Source organism: Azonexus sp. IMCC34842 (genome assembly GCF_050368855.1).
Classification (GTDB): domain Bacteria; phylum Pseudomonadota; class Gammaproteobacteria; order Burkholderiales; family Rhodocyclaceae; genus Azonexus; species Azonexus denitrificans_A.
In genome coordinates, this window is record NZ_CP178449.1 from 4016680 (window position 1) to 4038333 (window position 21654).

The window sequence follows — 21654 nt, forward strand, 5'->3', positions numbered from 1 at the left end:
AAGACGCGTTATTGCAGCGTCTTGGCCTTTTCGATGACTTCCTCGATACCGCCGACCATGTAGAACGCTTGTTCCGGCAGGTGATCGTATTCGCCAGCGCAAATGCCCTTGAAGCCCTTGATCGTATCCTTGAGGGAAACGTACTTGCCCGGCGAGCCGGTGAAGACTTCGGCCACGTGGAAAGGCTGGGACAGGAAGCGCTGAATCTTACGGGCACGGGAAACGGCCAGCTTGTCTTCCGGAGACAGTTCGTCCATACCCAGAATCGCGATGATGTCGCGCAATTCCTTGTACTTCTGAAGCGTCATCTGGACGGCACGGGCCACCGTGTAGTGCTCTTCGCCGACGACTTGCGGGTCGAGCTGGCGGGAGGTGGAGTCGAGCGGATCGACGGCCGGGTAGATACCCAGCGAGGCGATGTCACGCGACAGCACGACCGTCGAGTCCAAGTGCAGGAAGGTGGTCGCCGGGGACGGATCGGTCAAGTCATCGGCAGGCACGTAAACGGCCTGGATGGAGGTGATCGAGCCAACCTTGGTCGAGGTAATACGCTCTTGCAGACGGCCCATTTCTTCGGCCAGCGTCGGCTGATAGCCCACGGCGGAAGGCATCCGGCCGAGCAGCGCGGAAACTTCGGTACCGGCCAGCGTGAAGCGGTAGATGTTGTCGATGAACAGCAGGATGTCACGGCCATCGTCACGGAAACGTTCGGCCATGGTCAGGCCGGTCAGCGCGACGCGCAGACGGTTGCCCGGCGGCTCGTTCATCTGACCGAACACCATCGCGACCTTGTCGAGAACGTTGGAGTCCTTCATTTCGTGGTAGAAGTCATTACCTTCACGGGTACGCTCACCGACACCAGCAAACACCGACAAGCCGGCGTGCTGTTTGGCGATGTTGTTGATCAGCTCCATCATGTTGACGGTCTTGCCGACGCCGGCGCCACCGAACAGACCGACCTTGCCGCCCTTGGCGAACGGGCAGATCAGATCGATAACCTTGATGCCGGTTTCCAGCAGGTCAACCGACGAAGACAGTTCGTCGAATTTCGGTGCCAGAGCGTGAATCGGGCGAACTTCATTGCCCTCGATCGGACCGGCTTCGTCGATCGGGCGACCCAGCACGTCCATGATGCGACCCAGCGTGCCCGGACCAACCGGTACGGAAATCGCCGCGCCGGTATTGTTGACCTTCATGCCGCGGCGCAGGCCGTCGGATGAACCCATGGCGATGGTACGGACAACGCCGTCACCCAGCTGTTGCTGAACTTCAAAGGTAAGGCCTTCTTCAGCCATACCATTTGCTTCGGCGGCATCCAGCTTGAGCGCGTCGTAGACTTTCGGCATCGCGTCGCGCGGGAAGTGGATGTCCACAACGGCGCCGATACACTGAACGATTGAACCTTGACTCATATTCAAATCCCCAAAAATAAAATGCTTCGCGTTTGCGTCAGACGGCGGCGGCGCCGCTCACGATTTCCGACAGTTCCTTGGTAATCGCAGCCTGACGGGTCTTGTTATAGACCAGCTTCAATTCACCGATAACGGTCTTCGCGTTATCCGAGGCGGACTTCATGGCGACCATCCGGGCGGATTGCTCGGAGGCCATGTTTTCAGCCACTGCCTGATAAATCAAAGCTTCAACGTAACGGATCAGCAGATCGTCGATAACCGACTTGGCTTCCGGCTCATAGACATAATCCCACTTCGTCTTCGACGACCCGACCGCTGCGCCCGAAAGCGGCAGCAGTTGCTCGATCACCGGCTCCTGCTTCATCGTGTTGACGAAGCGGTTGTAGCCGATGTAAAGCGCGTCGATTTCGCCCTTGATGTAGGCGTCGAGTTGGATTTTGACCGGCCCGATCAGCTTTTCCAGGTGAGGTGTGTCACCCAGGCCCGTTGCATGCGAAACGATCTTGGCGCCGGAGCGCTGCATGAAACCGAAGCCTTTGTTGCCGATGCAGGTTGCCTGAAACTTTTTGCCCTGAGCATCAAATTCCTTCATCTTGGTCACTGCCAGACGAAGGAGATTTGAGTTCAGACCGCCGCACAAGCCCTTGTCGGATGTGATCAGAACCAGGCCAACGGTGGCCTGTTCGCGATTCACCAGGAAAGGATGCTTGTACTCGGTCAGAGCATGAGACAGGTTGCCTGCAACGCGCCGGATCTTCTCGCCGTAGGGTCGGGCAGCACGCATCCGGTCCTGCGCTTTGCGCATTTTGGATGCGGCCACCATTTCCATGGCCTTGGTGATCTTGCGCGTGTTTTCGACGCTCTTGATCTTGTTGCGAATTTCCTTGCCGCTAGCCATGGCTTTCTCCTAGATCAGACCCAGCTGCTCTTGAAAGCCTGGATACCGGCGGCGAGTGCCTTTTCGCTATCGGCGCTAAGGTCGGCGGTCGATTCCATGGTGTTCATGACATCGGCGCAGTTTGCCTTCAGGTAACCAATCATGGCCTTTTCGCATTCCAGAGCACGCTTGACTTCGACGTCGTCGAAATAACCCTTGTCTGCTGCGTACAGCGTGACGGCCATTTCGGAGATGCTCATCGGAGCGTACTGGGGCTGCTTCATCAGCTCGGTAACCAGACGGCCACGTTCCAGCTGCTTGCGGGTGGCTTCGTCGAGGTCGGAAGCAAACTGCGCGAAGGCAGCCAGTTCGCGGTACTGAGCCAGAGCCAGACGGACACCGCCGCCAAGTTTCTTGATCAGCTTGGTCTGGGCTGCGCCACCGACGCGGGACACCGAAATACCGGCGTTGATCGCAGGACGGATACCGGCGTTGAACAGGTCCGTTTCCAGGAAGATCTGGCCGTCGGTGATGGAAATCACGTTGGTCGGAACGAAGGCGGAAACGTCGCCGGCTTGCGTTTCGATAACCGGCAGTGCGGTCAACGAACCGGTCTTGCCCTTGATTTCACCATTGCTGAGCTTTTCGACCCAGGCTTCGGAAACACGAGCAGCGCGTTCCAGCAGACGTGAGTGGAGATAGAACACGTCGCCCGGGTATGCTTCACGGCCCGGCGGACGGCGCAGCAGCAGGGAAACCTGACGGTAGCCCCAGGCCTGCTTGGTCAAATCGTCATAAACGATCAGTGCATCTTGACCACGGTCGCGGAAATATTCGCCCATCGTGCAGCCGGAGTACGGTGCGATGTACTGCAGAGCGGCGGATTCGGATGCCGAGGCAGCAACGACGACGGTGTATTCCATCGCGCCGTTTTCTTCGAGCTTGCGCACGACGTTGGCGATGGTCGAAGCTTTTTGGCCGATAGCGACATAAACGCAGAAGAGGTTCTTGCCCTTCTGGTTGATGATGGCGTCGACCGCAACGGCGGTCTTGCCGGTCTGGCGGTCACCAATGATCAGTTCGCGCTGGCCACGGCCAACCGGCACCATGGCATCGACGCACTTCAGACCGGTTTGCACCGGCTGGGAAACCGACTTACGCCAAATAACGCCCGGTGCGACCTTTTCGATCTTGTCGGTCTGCTTGGCATTGATCGGACCCTTGCCGTCGATCGGCTGGCCGAGCGAGTTGACCACGCGGCCAAGCAACTCAGGACCAACGGGGACTTCCAGAATGCGACCGGTCGTCTTGACGATGTCGCCTTCGGAGATGTGTTCGTAGGGGCCAAGAACCACCGCGCCGACGGAATCACGCTCAAGGTTGAGCGCCATGCCGAAGGTGTTGCCGGGGAATTCCAGCATTTCGCCCTGCATAACGTCTTGCAGGCCGTGCACACGACAGATACCGTCAGTAACGGAAACTACCGTGCCCTGCGTGCGCACTTCCGATGCGCCTTGCAGGTTCTGGATCTTGCTCTTGATCAGTTCAGAAATTTCGGAAGGATTCAACTGCATGAAATTCTCCTAGTTGTTCAGCGCCGTAGCCATGGCGTCGAGCTTGCCGCGGACTGAAGCATCCAGCATCTGGTCGCCAACGATTACCTTGATGCCACCAATCAATGTCGGATCAACCGACACCGAGGTCTCGAGCCGGGACTTGAAGAAGGCTTCGAGTTGGGGCACCAGGGCTTTCACCTGGTTGTCATCGATCGGGAAAGCCGAAATCACCTCGGCTTGTTTGGTGCCTTCTTCGGCCTGCTTGTAGCTTGCGTACAAAGCGCCAATTTCCGGCAACAGTCCCAGACGGTCGTTTTTGGACAGCAGCTGGATGAAGTTCGCCAGCTCCGCATCTACCGCCGTACCGCAGGCAGACCGGAAGAGGTCGACCAGTTGCGAGGCCGCCACATTGGGATCTCCGATGGCCGAACGGACCTCGGGATTGCCGGCCAGTAGAGCGAGCGTTGAAACCGGCTCGGCCCACTTGGCCAGATTGCCGCTTTCCTTGGCTGCCCGGAACAGGGCTTCGGCGTAAGGACGGGCGATAGTTACGGATTCAGCCATTGCTTACAGGTCCTGTTTCAGGGCGACCAGCATGTCAGCATGCGCGGACGCGTTGATTTCCTTGCGCAGGATCTTCTCGGCACCGACAACCGCCAGTTCGGCTACGCGCTCACGCAACTGCTGCTTGGCACGTTCGACTTCCTGGTCGATCTCGGCCTTGGCGCCGGCGACGACCTTGTCGGCCTCTACCTTGGCGTTGCCTTTGGCTTCTTCGACGATCTGCTGCGCACGCTTTTCGGCTTGAGCGACGAGATCCGCAGATTTCTCTTTGGCTTCACGCAGCGCATCGGCGGAACGTTTGGCGGCGAGCTCTTGTTCGTGCTTGCCACGTTCGGCCGCAGCCAGGCCATCAGCTATCTGTGCTTGACGCTCAGCCATCGCCTTTTGCAGCGGGGGCCAAACGTACTTCATCGTGATCCAGATGAAGAGTGCAAACCAGATTGCCTGGCCAATCAGTGTAGCGTTGATATTCACGCTAACCTCCTGGTTATTAGGGTTTCAGGGGCGCGGATTAGTGCGACAGCAGAGCCAGGAACGGATTTGCGAAGAGCAGGAACAGAGCGATACCAACACCGATCATGGTCACGGCGTCGAGCAGACCGGCGACGATGAACATCTTGACTTGCAGTGTGGGGATCATTTCCGGCTGGCGAGCAGCGCCTTCCAGGAAGCGGCCACCCAGGATACCAAAGCCGATGGCGGTACCCAGAGCGCCGGCGCCGATCAGGATGGCTACAGCGATAGCGGTGTTGGAGAGGACGGTTGCGAGTTCCATGTTTACTCCTCAGTAAGGTAGGTTATTGCGGGGTTAAAGTTAAAAACTACTAAAAACTGCTACTACGACTTAGTGCGACTCTGCGGCCATCGACATGTACACGATGGTCAGCATCATGAACACGAAGGCTTGCAGGGTAATGATCAGGATGTGGAACAGTTCCCAGGGCAGAGCCAGGGGGAGCTGGTACACACCGAGCAGGGCGATCAGGATGAAGACCATTTCACCGGCGTACATGTTGCCGAAGAGACGCAGGGACAGCGAGATCGGCCGGGCGATTTCTTCAACGACGCGGAACAGGAAGTTGATCGGCGCCAGCTTGAGGCCAAACGGGACCGCGAATACTTCGTGCATGAAATGGCTGAAACCCTTGACCTTCAGACCCATGAACAGCGAGATGAAGAACACGCTGATCGACATGCCGAAGGTCAGGTTGGGGTCGGTGGTCGGCACGAACTTGAAGGGCAGGTGATGGTTGCCGGTGGCTGCTTGCAGCGCGGTCGGCAGGAAGTCGACCGGAATCAAGTCCATGGCGTTCATGACGAACACCCAGACGAAAATGGTAATGGCCAGCGGGGTAACCAGGGCGCTCTTGCCGTGGAAGGTGTCGCGAACCTGTTGATCGACCAGGCCGACCACCATTTCGACGAAGTTCTGGCCGCCTGACGGGATGCCCGCCGTGGCTTTGCTGGCCAGCATGGCCATCAAGCCGAAAACCACCAGACCCAGCAGGCCGGAAACCAGCAAGGTGTCCAAATGGAAAGTCCAGAAACCGGTACATACCCCATCAACTTTGGCGCTGTCTGCACAGACAGCGAGATTGGTCAGGTGGTGTTGAATATAACCAGCGGTGCCGCCTTCTGCGCTCATGTTTTCTCCAGTCAGCCTAGCGTTGCTTCAGCAGTGCCATCCAGTAGATGACGAAGGTTGATGCGTACCCAAGAAAAAGCGGCAGGACCGCGACTTCCTTGAATCCTATAAACACCAGCGCAAACCCGGCGAGAGTCAGGATGAACTTCAACCCCTCCCCACCGGCTTGCGCCCGATATGCCTTGATCGGGTCGCTTCCTGAACTCATCCGCAATGCTCTCAGAACGTATCCGAGATTCGCAACGAGCCCGATTGATCCCCCGATCAGAACAGAGACTGCCGCATTCCCATCGACAAACAGCACGGCAATGAGTGCCAATGCGATTGTCAATGCCGCTTGCCGGCTGAGTATCCAGCTTACTTGCGGGTGCAAGACATGCCTCGTCCAAAAACCTTGCGAGTGTAACGGACTCTTGTAGATGAGTCAATTTCCGCGGCGCACAAATTGAGGGTTTTCCCGCATGCCTGCTTGATTCTGAATAGAGGCATCGGTTATACGCGGAGCCGAAAAATCAGGCCATCCAACTGGTCGAGGCTGGCAAATTCTATGGTGACTTTGCCCGCCCCTTTTTTGCTGGAGCGGATAGCCACATTGGTGCCCAAGCCTTCGGAGAGTTCTTCCTGCAAACGGAGCAGATCGCGATCGACCGCTTTCTCGGCGGCCCGTTTCGGCGGGTTCAGCAGTTGCTGAACCAAGCGTTCGGTTTCGCGGACCGACAGTCCCTTCTGGATGATGCGCTGGGCGACGCCAACCTGCTGGCCGGTCGAGATGGGCAGCAGGGCACGGGCATGGCCCATGTCGATCTGGCCGTTGATCAGCATCTCCTGGACCGGTGCGGTCAGCTGCAGCAAGCGCAGTAGATTGGTGGCGGCCGGGCGTGAGCGGCCGACGGCGTCGGCCGCTTGCTGGTGGGTCAGGCCGAATTCGTCGATCAGGCGTTGCAGGCCCTGGGCTTCTTCGAGCGGATTCAGGTTCTCGCGCTGGATGTTCTCGATCAGCGCCATGGCCAGCGCCTGTTCGTCCGGGATGCTGCGGATCAGCACCGGGACTTCGTTCAGGCCGGCCAGTTGGGCGGCACGCCAGCGGCGTTCGCCAGCGACGATTTCATAGCGTTCGGCGCCTGGCGTGCCGTCGACGGCACGGACCAGGATCGGCTGCATGATGCCCTGTGACTTGATCGAGGTGGCCAGTTCGGCCAGCGACTCCTGATCCATGTGGGTGCGCGGCTGGTATTTTCCGGGGCGCAGGCGTTCGACCGGCAGGTTGCGCTGTTCGTCGCCCTGCGGTTTGTCGCTGCCGGACAGCAGGGCGTCGAGACCGCGGCCGAGTCCTTTCATCTTGATCATGGGGCGACCCTTTCGAGGATTTCTTTGGCGAGGGCGCTGTAAGCCTGGGCGCCCCGGGAGTTTTTGTCGAAGGCGATGACCGGCTTGCCGTAGGACGGCGCTTCGGCGAGCCGGACATTGCGCGGCACGATGGTCTTGTACACCTTGTTGCCGAAATGGCTTTCCAGCTCGTTGGAAACCTGCTGGGTCAGCGTGCTTTGCGGGTTGTACATGGTGCGCAGCAGGCCTTCGATTTCGAGGCGCGAGTTCAAATGGGTGCGCACCTTGCGCAGCGTTTCAACAAGATCGGACAGACCTTCCAGCGCGTAGTACTCGCACTGCATCGGGATCAGCACCGAGTCGGCGGCGACCAGGCCATTGACGGTCAGCATGTTGAGGGCCGGCGGGCAGTCGATGAGGATGAAGTCGTAAGTGGCATGGCCGGCCTGCAGGGCGTTTTTCAGACGGTATTCGCGCTCGCTCAATTCGATCAGTTCGACTTCGGCGCCGGCCAGTTCGCGGTTGGCGGGCAGCACGTCGAAGCCGAAATCGGTCCGCAGGCAGACTTCGGCCAGCGTCGCCGCGCCGATCAGCAATTGATAGACGGTGGGCAGCGCTTCCTTCTTGGTGATGCCGGCCCCGGTCGTCGCGTTGCCCTGCGGATCGAGGTCGATCATCAAGACGCGCTGGCCTTCGGCGGCGAGCGAGGCGGCCAGATTGACCGCTGTCGTCGTTTTGCCGACGCCGCCTTTCTGGTTGGTAATGGCGAGTACTTTCATGACCCGGCTTTCAAAATGATCAAATGTCGTTCGGCAGCGAGCCCCGGCACGGCAAGCGGAATGATCGCTTCAACCGTGATGTCGGCGGGGAGTGTCTTCAGTTCGTCGTCCGGCCGGACGCCCTTCATGGCCAGCCAGCGGCCGCCTGGGGCGAGCAGGTGGCGGGTCAGGCGGACGAACAGGGCGATTTCGGCAAAGGCCCGCGAGCTGATCTGGGCGTAATGGCCGCTCATTTCTTCGACCCGGGCATGGTGCACCGTAGCATTCTTCAGGCCCAGTTCGATTGCGGCCTGCTGCAGGAAGGTGGTTTTCTTCTGCACGGTATCGACCATGCTGACCGACAGTTCCGGCCGGGCGATGGCCAGCGGGATGCCAGGCAGACCGCCGCCGCTGCCGACATCGAGTAGCGGCCCGCTGCCGATGTGCGGCAGGATGGCCAGCGAATCGAGCAGGTGGTGCGAAATCGCCTGCTCCGGGTCGCGCAGTGCGGTCAGGTTGTAGGTCTTGTTCCACTTGAGCAGCAGATCGCGAAAAGCCAGCAGTTTTTGCTGTGCTTCCGTCGGCAGGGCGATGCCCAGTTCGGCGAGGCCGGCCGCCAGCGTGATCGAACTCATGCGGCGTGGCCGAGATTGAAGCGTTTCAGATGGATCAGCAGCAGCGATATGGCGGCAGGCGTAATGCCCTGAATGCGCGAGGCCTGGCCGATGGTCTGCGGCTTGTGCTGGGCCAGCTTCTGCTTGACCTCGTTGGACAGGCCGGCGACCTTCGTGTAGTCCAGTTCGACCGGCAGGAGCGTATTCTCGTAGGAGCCGGAACGCGCCACTTCCTCGGCCTGGCGGTCGATGTAGCCCTGATACTTGGCGGAGATTTCGAGCTGCTCGATGACCATCGCGTCGCTCTCTCCTGCGCCGGCCCCCGGCAGGGTCAGCAATTCGCGGTAGGCGATTTCCGGGCGACGGAGCAGTTCGAACAGGTTGTACTCATGGTCGATGGCCTTGCCCAGCACGCGGATGGCGTCTTCGGCCGGCAGCATTTTCGGATTGACCCAGGTCGATTTGAGGCGCTCCTGCTCGGCGGCGATGGCGTCGCGTTTCTGGCTAAAGGCCGCCCAGCGCTGGTCGTCAATCAAACCGAGGGCCCGGCCCTGTTCGGTCAGGCGCAGATCGGCATTGTCTTCGCGCAGGCTGAGGCGGTATTCGGCGCGGCTGGTGAACATCCGGTAGGGATCTGCCACGCCGCGGGTAATCAGGTCGTCGACCATGACCCCGAGGTAGGCTTCGTTGCGCTTCGGACACCAGCCGGCCTCGCCACGGCTATAAAGGACGGCGTTGATGCCGGCCAGCAGGCCCTGCGCGGCGGCCTCTTCGTAGCCGGTGGTGCCGTTGATCTGGCCGGCGAAGAACAGGCCGTGGATGGCTTTGCTCTCCAGCGTGTCCTTCAGGCCGCGCGGGTCGTAGAAGTCGTATTCAATGGCGTAGCCGGGGCGCAGGATGTGGCAGTTTTCCAGGCCGCGGATCGAGCGCACCAGGGCCAACTGAATGTCGAAAGGCAGGCTGGTCGACACGCCGTTCGGATAGATCTCGTGCGTCGTCAGGCCTTCCGGTTCGAGGAAGACGTTGTGGCTGTTCTTGTCGGCGAAGCGGTGGATCTTGTCCTCGATCGACGGACAATAGCGCGGCCCGACGCCTTCGATGACGCCGGTGTACATCGGCGAGCGGTCGAGGCCGCTGCGGATGATGTCGTGCGTCTTCTCGTTGGTCTCGGTGATCCAGCACGGCATCTGGCGCGGGTGCTGCGCGGCGTTGCCGAGGAAGGAGAAGACCGGCAGCGGATCGTCCGAGTGCTGCTCTTCCATCACCGAGAAATCGATGGTTTTGCCGTCGAGACGCGGCGGCGTGCCGGTCTTCAGGCGGCCTTGCGGCAGATGCAGTTCCTTCAGGCGGGCGGCCAGCGAAACGGACGGCGGATCGCCCATGCGGCCGCCGGTGTAATTCTCGAGGCCGACGTGGATCTTGCCGTTGAGGAAGGTGCCGGCGGTCAAGACGACCGCATCGGCCATGAAGCGGATGCCGATCTGGGTGACGGCGCCGACCACCTTGTCGCCCTCGACGATCAGGTCGTCGCAGGCTTCGGCGAAGATTGTCAGGTTGGGCTGGTTCTCCAGGCGGGACCGGATCGCCTGCTTGTACAGCACGCGGTCGGCCTGGGCGCGGGTGGCGCGGACCGCCGGCCCTTTCGAGGCATTGAGGATGCGGAACTGGATGCCGGCTTCGTCGGTCGCCGCGGCCATTGCGCCGCCCAGCGCATCGACCTCGCGCACCAGGTGGCCCTTGCCGATGCCGCCGATCGACGGATTGCAGCTCATCGCCCCCAGCGTGTCGAGGTTGTGGGTCAGCAACAGCGTCTGCGCACCCGCCCGCGCCGCGGCCAGCGCGGCCTCGGTGCCGGCATGGCCGCCGCCGACAACGATGACGTCAAATCGGGTGGGGTAGAGCATGGTGGAGGCTTTGTTGCAGCGCAGTATCGGGAGCCGGATTTTACGTCAGGCCGCTGAAAAAACACAGGTTTTTACCGGCGCCTTGCCCTGTCTGGCGAACTCAAGTAAGTTCCCGAAGATGAGCACGAGCCAAGCAAAGGGCATGAACCCTCTGGATAACGATGAGATGCTGCTGGTTTTGCAGCAGACTCTTACCAAAAAGCGGGTATTGATCGTCGACCGGCATCCGCCGGCCCGTGAGGCGCTGCGCCTGATGCTCGGCGCCCTGGGCGTAATCGCAGTGCATGGCGCCGGCAATTCGGCCGAAGTGATTCGCCAGGTCAAGGGCAACCGCTTCGACATCATCCTCTCCGATTTCGTTCTCGACGATGGGCGCGATGGCCAGCAACTGCTGGAAGAGTTGCGCCATGCCCACCTGATTCCGCTGGCGACGGTCTATCTGATCATCACCAGCGAGCGCGGCTACTCCAACGTTGTGGCGCTGGCCGAACTGGCTCCCGACGATTACCTGATCAAGCCGTTTACCGCCGACCAGTTGCAGGCCCGGCTGATCAAGGCGATCTACAAGAAACACGTGCTGCGCAAGATCTACGAACAGATCGAGCGCGGCGCCCTGCATGAGGCGATCGCCGCCTGTGACCGGGTGATCCAGCAACAGCCGGTGTATATGTACGATGCCTTGCGCTTCAAGGGCGAGTTGCTGCATACGCTGGGTCGGACCAGCGAGGCGGAAGAGGTCTTCCGCCGGGTGCTCGAAGGGCGCGTCGTGCCCTGGGCCAAGATGGGTCTGGCCACGGCGCTGCGTGATCGCGGCGCGCTCGATGAAGCCGAGCAACTGGCCGAGCAGGTAACCCAGGAAGCGCCGGAATTCCTCTCGGCTTTCGATTTCCTCGCCTCGGTACACGAAGCCAAGGGAAAATTGCAGGCGGCCCAGCAGTCCCTGCAGCGGGCGGCCGATGCGTCGCCGCACAATACCGTGCGCCAGCGCCTGGTCGGCGACGTGGCGGCCCGGAACAAGGATCTGGCGGCGGCCGAGAAGGCCTATGGCAAGGTCATCGAGCGCAACAAGGGATCCAGCCTGCGCACCGTCGATGACTTCGCCAATCTGTCGCGGGTGCTGGTCGAGCGCGGCAATGTCGAGGGATCGCGCAAGATCGCCAGCGAAATGAAGCGCGAATGGCGCGGCGAAAAGCAGGCGGAAATGGCGGCGCTAGTGACCGAAAGCCTGTGCCTCGATTTCGAGGGCGCGACCGAGAAGGCCAAGCAACTGGTCGACCAGGCGCTGGCCTTGCAGCAACAGATCCAGGTCGAAGGCGAGGCGAAAGGCCAGCACGTCTCGCAGCGCCTGGCCATCGATCTGGCGCACGCCTGTTACGCTACCGGCAAACAGGACGAGGCCGGGAAAATCATGCGCCAGGTCGCCGCGGAAAATCATGAAGATCCGCACCTGATCGACCACATCACCCAGGTCTTCGAGAAAACCGGCCAGCCCGATGCGGGCAAGGCCTTGCTCGATCAGGTCGGCAAGGAAATCATCGAACTCAACAACAAGGGGGTGCTGGCCGCCCGCAACGGCGATCTGGAAGGCGCCGTGCAGTTGTTGATCCAGGCCGCCGAGCAGGTGCCCAATCTGCAGTTTCTGGTCAATGCCGCCAAGGCCATCTACACGCTGATGGACAGCAAGGGCTGGGATGCCGAACTGGCGGCCCGGGCGCTGGACTACCTGATGCGCGCCCAGCGCAAGGACCGCAAGAGCCCGAAAGTCGCTTCGGCGCGCGAACTCTACGCCAACGTTGCCAAGAAACACGGCATCGCGACCGACCCCTTCTGAGCCGCCGCCTGACCGGGCGGCAACATTTCGAAACGTCTTGCCGCGGAAAAGGGCTGCATCCTTTTGCCCGTTGCTGCGTTAATCGGACATCGGTCGGCTGTCCTGTTGCCGACGAACGGTTTTACGGGAGTCAACGATGAACAATCTCTTACGCCTTGCCGGTGCCGCACTGACCCTGGTGCTCGCCTTGTCTTCCGGGGCGGCGCTGGCCGATCCGCCGGCCCGGGTCGGCCGTCTGGCCTACCTCGAAAACGGCGTTGATCTGGCGGTCAGCCGCGACGACCAAGGCGCCCCGGCGACCCTTAACTGGCCGATCAGCAGCGGCGCCATCCTCGACACCGATCGCCGCGGTCGGGCCGAGGTCTGGGTCGCGTCCTCGGCCTTCCGGCTGGCCGGCAACAGCCGCGTCGAATTCGTTCTGGTCGACGACCGGCAGGTGACGCTCGATGTGACGGAAGGCAGTCTGGCCGTCAGCATCCTCGATCGCGATCAGGTAAACGATGTGACGGTGCACACCCCGGACGGCAGCATTCGCTTCGTGACCCCTGGGCGCTACCGGATCGACGTGCTGGACGATCATAGCGAGTTGAGCGTACAGGCCGGGCAGGCCAATATCGATTATCGCGGGCGGCTTACGCCGGTCGCTGCCGGACAGCGGGCCAGTCTGGCCGGGGCCGGCCAGGTCCGGCTCGAGGCCGATCTTGATCCGGACGCTTTCGATAATTGGGTTGCCGAGCGCGAGAACGCGACGATGGCCCGGGTTGCGCGGCGCCATGTTGCGTCGCAGATGACCGGCTATCAGGATCTCGATGCCTACGGCGACTGGCAGCCGGCGGCGGAGTACGGCAGTGTCTGGTATCCGCGTTCGGTCGCCGCCGACTGGGCGCCCTATCGTTTCGGCCGCTGGGCCTGGGTGGCACCCTGGGGCTGGACCTGGATCGATCAGTCGCCCTGGGGATTTGCGCCGTTTCACTACGGGCGCTGGGTGATTATCGGCGGCCGCTGGGGCTGGGTGCCGGGCAGCCATGTCGCCCGCCCGGTCTATGCGCCGGCGCTGGTCGGCTGGATCGGCAACCCCGGCTGGAACGTCAGTTTCAGTTTCGGCTCGGCCCCGGCCGTCGGCTGGTTTCCGCTTGCCCCGCGCGAAGTCTATGTTCCGGCTTATCGCTACAGCCCGACCTATATCCGGCAGATCAATATCAACCACGTCCGCGAAGTGAGCCGCATCGAACGCGCCGAACGTTCGGGGGCGCACGAAACCTTTGTCCATCGCGCGCTGCCGCGGGCGGTGACGGTTGTCCCGGCCAATCTGATGCGCGAAGGACGGTCGATTGGCGCTAACGAAATTCGCCGTCCCGAACGTAACGATCTCAGCCGTGCTCCGCAGGCCACACCGGCGCCCAACGCGGAATGGTTGAAGCCCACCCCGGCCGCCATTCGGCCACGTTCCGACGAGCGTCGTGAGCCGCCGAACTGGCGTGGCAAACGCCGCGATGTCGAGCGGCCGGTTGCCCCGCTCAACAACGAACGCCCGTTACGTCGGGAAAATGCGCCAGCGCAGGCCCGACCGCCGGAAATGCCGAACCCGGCTGTTCGAGTGCCGCTGCCACAGGTCGCCCCGCCATCGGCCTCGGAGCAACCCCGCGAGCCGCGACGCGAAATGCGCGATGCGCCACGGATGGCGCGGGGCGTGCCAAGGGAAAATGCATCGTCGGTCGTCCGTCCGTCGGAAACGCCGAGTCCGGCCCCGGCCGTTCGGGCACCGCTGCCGCAGGTCACCCCGCCGCCGGCCTCGGAGCAGCCCCGTGAGCCGCGGCGCGAAATGCGCGATGCGCCACGGATGGAGAGAGGCGTGCCAAGGGAAAATACCTCGCCGGTCGCCCGACCGCCGGAAACGCCAAGTCCTACGCCGACCGTTCGAGCACCATTGCCGCAGGTCGCTCCGCCGCCGGCCTTGGAGCAACCCCGCGAGCCGCGGCGTGAAATGCGCGATGCACCACGGATGGAACGGGCCGTGCCAAGAGAGAATGTGCCGCCGGTCGGCCGTCCGTCGGAAATGCCGAGCGCCCCACCGGCCGTGCGGGCGCCGCTACCGCAGGTCGCCCCGCCATCGGTTTCAGAGCAACCCCGCGAAATGCGCCGCGAGATGCGCGACGCGCCACGCATGGAGCGCGCGGCACCGCGGGAAAGTGCGCCAGCGGTCGTCCGTCCGCCGGAAATGCCGGCGCCGGCTCCGGCGGTGCGCATGCCACCACCCGCTCCGGCCGCTTCCCAGGCGGCGCCGGTGCCGCCGCCGCAGGACCAGCGCGGCAACCGTGAGCACGACAAGCCCCGGCGTGGCGAGCGCGACGACGAACGTGGGCCGCGTTAATCAGTCGGCGGTCAGCCGGGCAACGACCCGGCTGACGGCGCCCTAGTGCTTGTGGCCGAGCCCGAGGTAGGACTCGATGACGCGCGGGTCGGCGGCGAGCTCCTGGCTCGGGCCGGCCAACGAGACTTCGCCGGTTTCCAGCACGTAGCCGTAATCGGAGATCTGTAGCGCGGCGCGGGCGTTCTGCTCGATCAGCAGGATGGCGACGCCGGTTTCCTTCAGTGCCGCGATGATGCGGAAAATTTCCTTGATGATCAGCGGCGCCAGGCCGAGGCTCGGTTCGTCGAGCATCAGCAGCTTCGGCTTGGCCATCAGGGCGCGGCCCATCGCCAGCATCTGGCGTTCGCCGCCGGACAGCGTGCCGGCCAACTGGTCGCGGCGCTCTTCGAGGCGCGGGAACAGTTCGAAGACTTCGTCCATGGTGTCCATCTGGTCGCGGTGGCCGCTGCGGTAGCGGTCGAAGGCGCCGAGCAGCAGGTTGTCCTCGACGCTCATTTCGGCGAACAGCTCGCGCTTTTCCGGGACCAGCGTCATGCCATGGCGGACCAGGGCTTCCACCTCGTCCTCCGGGCGGCGCGGGTGCCCCATGTAGATGATCTCGCCTTGCGCCGGCAGCAGGCCCATCAGGGCGGTCAGCAAGGTGGTCTTGCCGGCTCCGTTCGGGCCGATCACGCTGACGATTTCGCCGCGCCGGATGGTCAGGCTGATGCCGTGCAGCGCCTCGACCTTGCCGTAGGAAACACGCAGATCCTTGACGTCGAGAATCACTTCGTGGTCGTGCAGGTGGCTATGTTTGCTCATGATCACTCGACTCCGCCGAGGTAGGCTTCGAGAACCCGTGGATCGCGCTGGACTTCCTCGGGTTGTCCTTCGGCGATCTTCTTGCCGAACTCCATGACGACGACGCGGTCGGCCAGGCCCATGACGAAATCCATGTCGTGTTCGACCAGCAGGATGCCCATGCCTTCGCTGCGCAGTCGGCGCAGCAGGTCGGCGAGGGCCAGCTTTTCGCGGTAACGCAGGCCGGCAGCCGGTTCGTCTAGAAGCAGCAGGACCGGGTCGGAGCACAGCGCCCGGGCAATTTCGACAATGCGCTGCTGGCCGAGGGCCAGGCTGCCGGCCGGCTCGAACATGTGTTCGGCGAGGCCGACCCGTTCGATCTGGCGAGCCGCTTCGGCGAGCAGGCGGTTTTCTTCGTGCCGATCGAGGCGCAGGGCGGCCGCCAGGACACCTTTGCTGCCACGCAGATGGCCGCCGATGGCGACGTTTTCGAGCACCGTCATCTGGCCGAGCAGGCGAACGTGCTGGAAAGTCCGGCTCATGCCGAGCCGGGCGATATCGCGCGAGATCATCGCGGCGGTCGGCTTGCCCTGGAAGGCAATGCTGCCTTCGCTGGCCGGGCTGACGCCGGAAATGCAGTTGAACATGGTGCTCTTGCCGGCGCCGTTCGGGCCGATCAGGGCCATGATTTCACCGGCCTTGACGGTCAGCGACAGCTGGTCGTTGGCGACCAGGCCGCCGAAGCGCTTGCTGACATTCTCGGCGGAAAGCAGCAGGCGACCGCTTTCCGCAGCCGGCCGTTTCGCCAGAGCGGCGGCCTGCGGTACCCGCCGGCTTTCCTTGCGCTCCGGCAACAGCTTGAGGATGACCGGCCACAGCCCGTCGCGCGCTTTCTGCAGGATCAGGATCATCGCGATGCCGAAGACGATGATTTCGAAATTGCCGCTCTGGCCGAGAATCTGCGGCAGCCAGTCCTGCAGCCATTGCTTGAGGATGGTAATCAGCCCGGCCCCGAGGACGGCGCCCCAGACGTAGCCGGCCCCGCCGACGACGGCCATGAACAGGTACTCGATACCCTGGTTGAGGGCGAATGGCGTCGGGCTGACGAAACGTTGCAGGTGGGCGTACAGCCAGCCGGAAGCGCTGGCCAGCAGCGCGGCGATGAGGAAAATGACGATCTTGGTGCGCGGTGTGTTGATGCCCATCGCTTCGGCCATCACCGCGCCGCCCTTGAGGGCGCGGATAGCCCGGCCGACGCGCGAATCGAGCAGATTGCTCAGGCTGAGGATGGCGAGCAGCACGACCAGCCAGATCAGATAGTAAAACTCGCGCCCGGATTTCAATTCCCAACCGAACAGCGAAATGTTGGGAATGCCGGTGATGCCGGTGTGGCCGCCGAGGAATTCGACATTGCCGAACAGGTAATAGAGGCTGATGCCCCAGGCGATGGTGCCGAGGGGCAGGTAATGGCCGCCCATGCGCAGCGTGATGAAACCGATGAAGAGGGCCACCGAAGCGGTCAGGGCCAGGCCGATGAGCAGCGTCAGCCAGGGCGACAGGCCGTAAACCGTGGTCAGCCAGGCCGTCGTGTAGGCGCCGAGGCCGACAAAGGCAGCCTGGCCGAAGGACGTCAGGCCGCCGACGCCGGTCAGCAGCACCAGGCCGACCGCGACGATGGTGTACAGGCCGATGTAGTTGAGCAGGGTGACCGTGAATTCGGGCAGGACCAACGGGCCGACGACCAGCGCGGCAATGAACAGGGTGAGGGGAAGATGCCGCTTCATTCTTCTTCCTCCTCGATGTGGCGCGAGGTCAGAGAGCGCCAGAGCAGCACCGGGATGATCAGCGTGAACACGATGACTTCCTTGAAGGCGCTGGCGTAGAAGGAGGAATAGGATTCGAGCAGGCCGACCAGAATGGCGCCGAGGGCGGCGATCGGATAGGAGGCCAAGCCGCCGATGATGGCGCCGACGAAGCCCTTGAGGCCGATCAGGAAGCCGGAATCGTAATAAATGGTGGTCAGCGGCGCGATCAGGATGCCGGAAACGGCGCCGATCGCCGCCGCCAGCGTAAAGCACAGCTTGCCGGCGAGGATCGGCGGGATGCCCATCAGGCGGGCCCCGGTCCGGTTCATCGCGGTGGCGCGCAGGGCCTTGCCGTAGATGGTGCGTTCGAAGAAGAAATAGAGGGCGATGATCAGCACGGTCGAGGCCATCACAACCAGGATGGTCTGGCCTTGCAGCGGCGCCCCGCCGAGTTCGAAGCTGAGGTCGGTGAAGGCCGGGGTGCGCGAGCCTTCGGCTCCGAAGAAGAGCAGGCCGAGACCGGTCAGGGCGAGGTGCAGGGCGATCGAGACGATGAGCAGGACGAGTACCGGAGCGTTGGCCAGCGGCTGGAAGGCGATGCGGTAGAGCATCGGCCCCATCGGCACGACCAGCAGGATGGAGATGACGACCTGTACGGCGAGCGGCAACTGGGTCGGCGGCACGGCGAAAAGACCGGCGGCGGCGAGCAGCGGGCCGCCGATATTGAAGATCAGCAGCGGCGGCAGCTTGGCGTAACGGCCTTCACGCACCAGGCGGATGCCGTCGAGCACGGCCACCGTGGTGCCCAGGCCGAGCAGCAGCCAGATGGTTCCCGGCACCTGGCCGGCCTGCAGCGAGGCCAGGGTCAGCGCGCCGAAGGCGACGAACTCACCCTGCGGGATGAAGATCACGCGGGTGACCGCGAAAACCAGCACCAGAGCGAGGGCCAGCAAGGCATAGACGGCACCATTGGTGATGCCGTCCTGGCCGAGAAGAAGGAAGATTTGGAGATCCATAGTTACCCAAAACGGCAACTGGCCCTCAACCGTGCCTGAGCACGGCAGGGGCCAGCTGTTATGCCGGCACGCCGACGGCTAGATTATTTGACGAGCTTCCAGGTGTTGTTTTCGATGGTTGCCATGACGCGGGCGCGCTGATCGAAACCCTGGTGGTCGTTTGCGGTGATGTTGAAAACGCCGTGCGCGCCGGCCAGATTCTTGGTCCCTTCGAGCGCATCGCGCAGGGCGCGGCGAAACTCGACGGTGCCCGGCTTGCCGGCCTTCAAGGCCTGCGGAATGGCATTCTGCAGCAGCACGCCGGCATCCCAGGCGTGGCCGCCGAAGGAGCTGACGCTGCCCTTGCCGTGGGCGGCTTCGTACTTGCCGACATATTCCAGCGCCGATTTCTTGACCGGATTGTCGTTCGGCAGTTGCGCCGCAACCATCATCGGGCCGACCGGCAGGAAGGCGCCTTCGACATCCTTGCCACCGACGCGCAGGAAGTCGTTGTTGGCGACGCCGTGCGTCTGGTAGACCAGGCCCTTGTAGCCCTTTTCCTTCAGCGATTTCTGCGGCAGCGCGGCCGGCGTCCCGGCACTGCCGACCAGTACGGCATCCGGTTTGGCGGCGATGATCTTCAGCGTCTGGCCGGTCACCGAGGTGTCGTTGCGCTGGTAGCGTTCGCTGGCGACGATCTTCAGCTTGCGGGCTTCGGCGATCTTGGCGAACTCCTTGTACCAGCCTTCGCCGTAGGCATCGGCAAAGCCGATGAAGGCGACGGTCTGGACGTTGCGGTCGGTCATGTGCTGGACGATGGCGGTCGCCATGTGGGCATCGTTCTGGGCCGTCTTGAAGACCCAGCGCCGCTTGGCGTCCACCGGCTCGACGACGATGGCGGAACCGGCCATCGAAATCAGCGGCGTTTCGTTATCGACGGCGACATCCATCATGGCCAGGGAGTTCGGCGTGGTGGTCGAGCCGATCATTACGTCGACCTTGTTTTCGCTGATCAGCTTCTTGATGTTCTTGGTCGCTGCCGTCGGGTCGGTGGCATCGTCGAGCACGATGTAATTGATCTTCTGGCCGCCGATGCTGGTCGGCAGCAGGGCGATGGTGTTCTTTTCCGGAATGCCGAGCGAAGCGGCCGGGCCGGTGGCCGAAACCGAAACCCCGACATTGACGTCGGCCAGGGCGGCGGTGGACAAAGCAGCGAGAACGGCGACAGTCAGTTTCTTTAGCATGGTCTTATTCCGAAAGGAGTAACGCGAAATTTTAGCACGCCGTGTCTGGCCGGCATTGGCCGGACGCAGCGTGCCAGCTGTTGCCGGGTGATTCAGCGGGACAGTTTCCAGGCGCCCTGCTGCACGGTGACCATGACCCGGGCCCGCTGATCGAGGCCGAGGTGGTCGCTGGCGCTCATGTTGAAGACGCCGTGGGCGCCGGCGACATTCTTCGTCGCTTCCAGCGCATCGCGCAGCGCCAGACGGAATTCGCGGCTGCCCGGTTGCGCCGTCTTCAGGGCCTGTGGCGCGGCGGCGGCCAACAGCTGGCCGGCATCCCAGGCGTAGCCGCCGAAGGCATTGACGCTGCCCTTGCCGTGGGCGGCTTCGTAGCGGGTGACGTATTCGGTGGCCGATTTCTTCACCGGATTGTCGGCCGGCAATTGCCCGGCGACCAGTACCGGGCCGGTTGGCAGAACGGTGCCTTCGCAATCCTTGCCGCAGACGCGTAGGAAGTCGTTGTTGGCGACGCCGTGCGTCTGGTAAATGATGCCCTTGTAGCCCTTTTCCTTCAGCGATTTCTGCGGCAGCGCGGCCGGCGTGCCGGCGCCGCCGATCAGTACGGCATCCGGCTTGGCGGAAAGGATTTTCAGAATCTGGCCGGTTACCGTGGTATCGGTGCGATTGAAGCGCTCGTTGCCGACCAGCGCGATCTTGCGCACTTCGGCCAGCTTGGAGAACTCGTTCCACCAGCCTTCGCCGTAGGCGTCGGAAAAACCGATGTAGGCCACGGTTTTGATGTTGTTGTTGGTCATGTGCTCGATGATCGCGGTCGACATCTGGGCATCGTTCTGCGGTGTCTTGAAGACCCATTTGCGCTTGTCGTCCATCGGCTCGACGATGCGCGCCGAGGCGGCCAGGGCGATCATCGGCGTCTCGCCCTCGGCGGCAACGCCGACCATGGCCAGGGAATTGGGCGTCGTCGTCGAGCCGATGATCAGGTCGACCTTGTTTTCGCTGATCAGCTTCTTGGTGTTCTTGACCGCCGTGGTGGTGTCGGATGCGTCGTCGAGCACGAGGTAATTGACCTTCTGCCCGGCGATGCTTTTCGGCAACAGGTCGATGGTGTTCTTTTCCGGTATGCCGAGCGAGGCGGCCGGGCCGGTCGCCGACAGCGTGACGCCGACGTTGATGTCGGCCAGCGCAGTGGCGGCGATGGTTGAGAGCAGTGCGGCGAGTAGCGTTTTGTTCAACTTTGTCTCCCTTTGATGAATCGATTACGCAAAGGTGAAACCCTATTGGCAACGAGCCATTCTGGCAAGTCGTCCGGTCAAGCGGCCGTGCTAAAGTTTGCCCCTTTACGCAAACGGGTTCTGCCATGTTCTCTGGGATCATCGCGGCGGTTGGCCGCATCACTCACCTCACCGCCCGCGAAGTCGGCTTCCGTCTGCATGTCGAGGCCGGCACGCTCGGCCTCGACGATGTCGCGCTGGGCGACTCGATCGCCCACAACGGGGTCTGCCTGACCGTGGTGGCCAAGGACGCCAACCAATTCATGGTCGATGTCTCGCCCGAAACGCTGTCGTGCACTGTCGGTCTCGACGCGCCCGGCCCGGTCAATCTGGAAAAGGCGCTGCGTCTGGCTGATCGGCTGGGCGGCCATCTGGTTTCCGGCCACGTCGATGGAGTCGGCGAAGTGCTGCGTTTCGAGCCGGTCGGTGACAACCGGATGCTGGAAATCCTCGCCCCGAAGGAAATCGCCCGCTACATCGCGCGCAAGGGATCGGTCACCGTCAATGGCGTCAGCCTGACCACCAACGAGGTCAGCGGCCAGGTGTTCACCATCAACCTGATCCCGCACACGCTGGAAAATACGACGCTGAACAATCTCCAGCCGGGCAGCCGGGTGAATCTCGAAGTCGATCTGATCGCCCGCTACTGCGAGCGCCTGCTCAGTGCCGAACGCGAACTCTGAGGCGATTGAAAAATTGCT

General features: G+C 62.6%; 20 protein-coding genes. 3 read left to right on the forward strand and 17 right to left on the reverse strand.

The window, feature by feature from the left end:
- Positions 1 to 8: 8 nt before the first annotated feature.
- The 12 genes from atpD to mnmG form a co-directional block, all read right to left on the reverse strand.
- Positions 9 to 1412 carry a F0F1 ATP synthase subunit beta gene (gene atpD / locus ACLIKD_RS19105; RefSeq protein ID WP_428826270.1) on the reverse strand — a complete coding sequence of 468 codons (1404 nt, stop codon included), beginning with the start codon at positions 1410 to 1412 and terminating at the stop codon, positions 9 to 11.
- A 37-nt stretch (positions 1413 to 1449) separates the two neighbouring features.
- On the reverse strand, positions 1450 to 2310 hold the full coding sequence (gene atpG, locus ACLIKD_RS19110; protein WP_428826271.1) for a F0F1 ATP synthase subunit gamma: 861 nt from the start codon (positions 2308 to 2310) through the stop codon (positions 1450 to 1452).
- A gap of 14 nt (positions 2311 to 2324) precedes the next feature.
- A complete protein-coding gene (atpA, locus tag ACLIKD_RS19115) occupies positions 2325 to 3863 on the reverse strand; it encodes a F0F1 ATP synthase subunit alpha (protein WP_226417720.1) in 1539 nt (512 codons plus the stop codon).
- A 9-nt stretch (positions 3864 to 3872) separates the two neighbouring features.
- On the reverse strand, positions 3873 to 4409 hold the full coding sequence (locus ACLIKD_RS19120; protein ID WP_226417719.1) for a F0F1 ATP synthase subunit delta: 537 nt from the start codon (positions 4407 to 4409) through the stop codon (positions 3873 to 3875).
- A 3-nt stretch (positions 4410 to 4412) separates the two neighbouring features.
- The gene (locus ACLIKD_RS19125) at positions 4413 to 4883 is read right to left on the reverse strand and encodes a F0F1 ATP synthase subunit B (RefSeq protein ID WP_226417718.1); all 471 of its coding nucleotides are present in this window, start codon (positions 4881 to 4883) and stop codon (positions 4413 to 4415) included.
- 37 nt (positions 4884 to 4920) lie between these two features.
- Positions 4921 to 5184: a F0F1 ATP synthase subunit C gene (gene atpE / locus ACLIKD_RS19130; RefSeq protein WP_226403060.1), complete on the reverse strand. Its 264-nt coding sequence runs from the start codon at positions 5182 to 5184 to the stop codon at positions 4921 to 4923.
- A 69-nt stretch (positions 5185 to 5253) separates the two neighbouring features.
- Positions 5254 to 6054, reverse strand: coding sequence for a F0F1 ATP synthase subunit A (gene atpB / locus ACLIKD_RS19135; RefSeq protein WP_226417717.1), 801 nt, complete (start codon positions 6052 to 6054; stop codon positions 5254 to 5256).
- 16 nt (positions 6055 to 6070) lie between these two features.
- Entirely contained in the window at positions 6071 to 6427 is a 357-nt protein-coding gene (locus tag ACLIKD_RS19140) for an ATP synthase subunit I (RefSeq protein ID WP_428826272.1), read from the reverse strand.
- A 119-nt stretch (positions 6428 to 6546) separates the two neighbouring features.
- On the reverse strand, positions 6547 to 7401 hold the full coding sequence (locus ACLIKD_RS19145; protein ID WP_428826273.1) for a ParB/RepB/Spo0J family partition protein: 855 nt from the start codon (positions 7399 to 7401) through the stop codon (positions 6547 to 6549).
- Positions 7398 to 8159, reverse strand: coding sequence for a ParA family protein (locus tag ACLIKD_RS19150; protein WP_226417714.1), 762 nt, complete (start codon positions 8157 to 8159; stop codon positions 7398 to 7400). Before ACLIKD_RS19150 ends, ACLIKD_RS19145 begins: the two co-directional genes overlap by 4 nt.
- Positions 8156 to 8773, reverse strand: a complete 618-nt coding sequence (gene rsmG / locus ACLIKD_RS19155) for a 16S rRNA (guanine(527)-N(7))-methyltransferase RsmG (RefSeq protein WP_428826274.1) — start codon at positions 8771 to 8773, stop codon at positions 8156 to 8158. Before rsmG ends, ACLIKD_RS19150 begins: the two co-directional genes overlap by 4 nt.
- Positions 8770 to 10656 carry a tRNA uridine-5-carboxymethylaminomethyl(34) synthesis enzyme MnmG gene (mnmG, locus tag ACLIKD_RS19160; RefSeq protein WP_428826275.1) on the reverse strand — a complete coding sequence of 629 codons (1887 nt, stop codon included), beginning with the start codon at positions 10654 to 10656 and terminating at the stop codon, positions 8770 to 8772. The genes rsmG and mnmG overlap by 4 nt, the downstream gene beginning before the upstream one ends.
- Positions 10657 to 10798: 142 nt before the next feature.
- Here mnmG and ACLIKD_RS19165 point away from each other — a divergent pair, with 142 nt between their 5' ends.
- Both ACLIKD_RS19165 and ACLIKD_RS19170 read left to right on the forward strand, forming a co-directional pair.
- Positions 10799 to 12487 carry a response regulator gene (locus ACLIKD_RS19165; protein WP_428826276.1) on the forward strand — a complete coding sequence of 563 codons (1689 nt, stop codon included), beginning with the start codon at positions 10799 to 10801 and terminating at the stop codon, positions 12485 to 12487.
- A 136-nt stretch (positions 12488 to 12623) separates the two neighbouring features.
- Positions 12624 to 14858, forward strand: a complete 2235-nt coding sequence (locus ACLIKD_RS19170; RefSeq protein ID WP_428826277.1) for a DUF6600 domain-containing protein — start codon at positions 12624 to 12626, stop codon at positions 14856 to 14858.
- A 42-nt stretch (positions 14859 to 14900) separates the two neighbouring features.
- Here the strand turns inward: ACLIKD_RS19170 and ACLIKD_RS19175 are convergent, their stop codons facing one another.
- The 5 genes from ACLIKD_RS19175 to ACLIKD_RS19195 all read right to left on the reverse strand — a co-directional run bounded on the left by ACLIKD_RS19175 (position 14901) and on the right by ACLIKD_RS19195 (position 20914).
- Complete coding sequence (locus ACLIKD_RS19175; protein ID WP_428826278.1) at positions 14901 to 15659, reverse strand: ABC transporter ATP-binding protein; 759 nt, start codon at positions 15657 to 15659, stop codon at positions 14901 to 14903.
- 2 nt (positions 15660 to 15661) lie between these two features.
- Entirely contained in the window at positions 15662 to 17422 is a 1761-nt protein-coding gene (locus tag ACLIKD_RS19180; protein WP_428826279.1) for an ABC transporter permease subunit, read from the reverse strand.
- Entirely contained in the window at positions 17419 to 18459 is a 1041-nt protein-coding gene (locus ACLIKD_RS19185; protein WP_428826280.1) for a branched-chain amino acid ABC transporter permease, read from the reverse strand. The genes ACLIKD_RS19180 and ACLIKD_RS19185 overlap by 4 nt, the downstream gene beginning before the upstream one ends.
- A gap of 83 nt (positions 18460 to 18542) precedes the next feature.
- Entirely contained in the window at positions 18543 to 19682 is a 1140-nt protein-coding gene (locus ACLIKD_RS19190) for an ABC transporter substrate-binding protein (protein WP_226417706.1), read from the reverse strand.
- Positions 19683 to 19774: 92 nt separating this feature from the next.
- On the reverse strand, positions 19775 to 20914 hold the full coding sequence (locus ACLIKD_RS19195; RefSeq protein ID WP_428826281.1) for an ABC transporter substrate-binding protein: 1140 nt from the start codon (positions 20912 to 20914) through the stop codon (positions 19775 to 19777).
- A 125-nt stretch (positions 20915 to 21039) separates the two neighbouring features.
- Between ACLIKD_RS19195 and ACLIKD_RS19200 the strand changes: the two genes are divergently transcribed.
- Entirely contained in the window at positions 21040 to 21636 is a 597-nt protein-coding gene (locus ACLIKD_RS19200; RefSeq protein ID WP_226417704.1) for a riboflavin synthase, read from the forward strand.
- Positions 21637 to 21654 lie beyond the last annotated feature (18 nt).

Excerpts from the sequence above, each read along its gene's own strand:
- atpD (WP_428826270.1), bottom strand. The coding sequence starts at position 1,412 with ATGAGTCAAGGTTCAATCGTTCAGTGTATCGGCGCCGTTGTGGACATC.
- atpG (WP_428826271.1), bottom strand. The coding sequence starts at position 2,310 with ATGGCTAGCGGCAAGGAAATTCGCAACAAGATCAAGAGCGTCGAAAAC.
- atpA (WP_226417720.1), bottom strand. The coding sequence starts at position 3,863 with ATGCAGTTGAATCCTTCCGAAATTTCTGAACTGATCAAGAGCAAGATC.
- ACLIKD_RS19120 (WP_226417719.1), bottom strand. The coding sequence starts at position 4,409 with ATGGCTGAATCCGTAACTATCGCCCGTCCTTACGCCGAAGCCCTGTTC.
- atpE (WP_226403060.1), bottom strand. The coding sequence starts at position 5,184 with ATGGAACTCGCAACCGTCCTCTCCAACACCGCTATCGCTGTAGCCATC.
- atpB (WP_226417717.1), bottom strand. The coding sequence starts at position 6,054 with ATGAGCGCAGAAGGCGGCACCGCTGGTTATATTCAACACCACCTGACC.
- ACLIKD_RS19145 (WP_428826273.1), bottom strand. The coding sequence starts at position 7,401 with ATGATCAAGATGAAAGGACTCGGCCGCGGTCTCGACGCCCTGCTGTCC.
- ACLIKD_RS19150 (WP_226417714.1), bottom strand. The coding sequence starts at position 8,159 with ATGAAAGTACTCGCCATTACCAACCAGAAAGGCGGCGTCGGCAAAACG.
- rsmG (WP_428826274.1), bottom strand. The coding sequence starts at position 8,773 with ATGAGTTCGATCACGCTGGCGGCCGGCCTCGCCGAACTGGGCATCGCC.
- mnmG (WP_428826275.1), bottom strand. The coding sequence starts at position 10,656 with ATGCTCTACCCCACCCGATTTGACGTCATCGTTGTCGGCGGCGGCCAT.
- ACLIKD_RS19165 (WP_428826276.1), top strand. The coding sequence starts at position 10,799 with ATGAACCCTCTGGATAACGATGAGATGCTGCTGGTTTTGCAGCAGACT.
- ACLIKD_RS19170 (WP_428826277.1), top strand. The coding sequence starts at position 12,624 with ATGAACAATCTCTTACGCCTTGCCGGTGCCGCACTGACCCTGGTGCTC.
- ACLIKD_RS19175 (WP_428826278.1), bottom strand. The coding sequence starts at position 15,659 with ATGAGCAAACATAGCCACCTGCACGACCACGAAGTGATTCTCGACGTC.
- ACLIKD_RS19180 (WP_428826279.1), bottom strand. The coding sequence starts at position 17,422 with ATGAAGCGGCATCTTCCCCTCACCCTGTTCATTGCCGCGCTGGTCGTC.
- ACLIKD_RS19185 (WP_428826280.1), bottom strand. The coding sequence starts at position 18,459 with ATGGATCTCCAAATCTTCCTTCTTCTCGGCCAGGACGGCATCACCAAT.
- ACLIKD_RS19190 (WP_226417706.1), bottom strand. The coding sequence starts at position 19,682 with ATGCTAAAGAAACTGACTGTCGCCGTTCTCGCTGCTTTGTCCACCGCC.
- ACLIKD_RS19200 (WP_226417704.1), top strand. The coding sequence starts at position 21,040 with ATGTTCTCTGGGATCATCGCGGCGGTTGGCCGCATCACTCACCTCACC.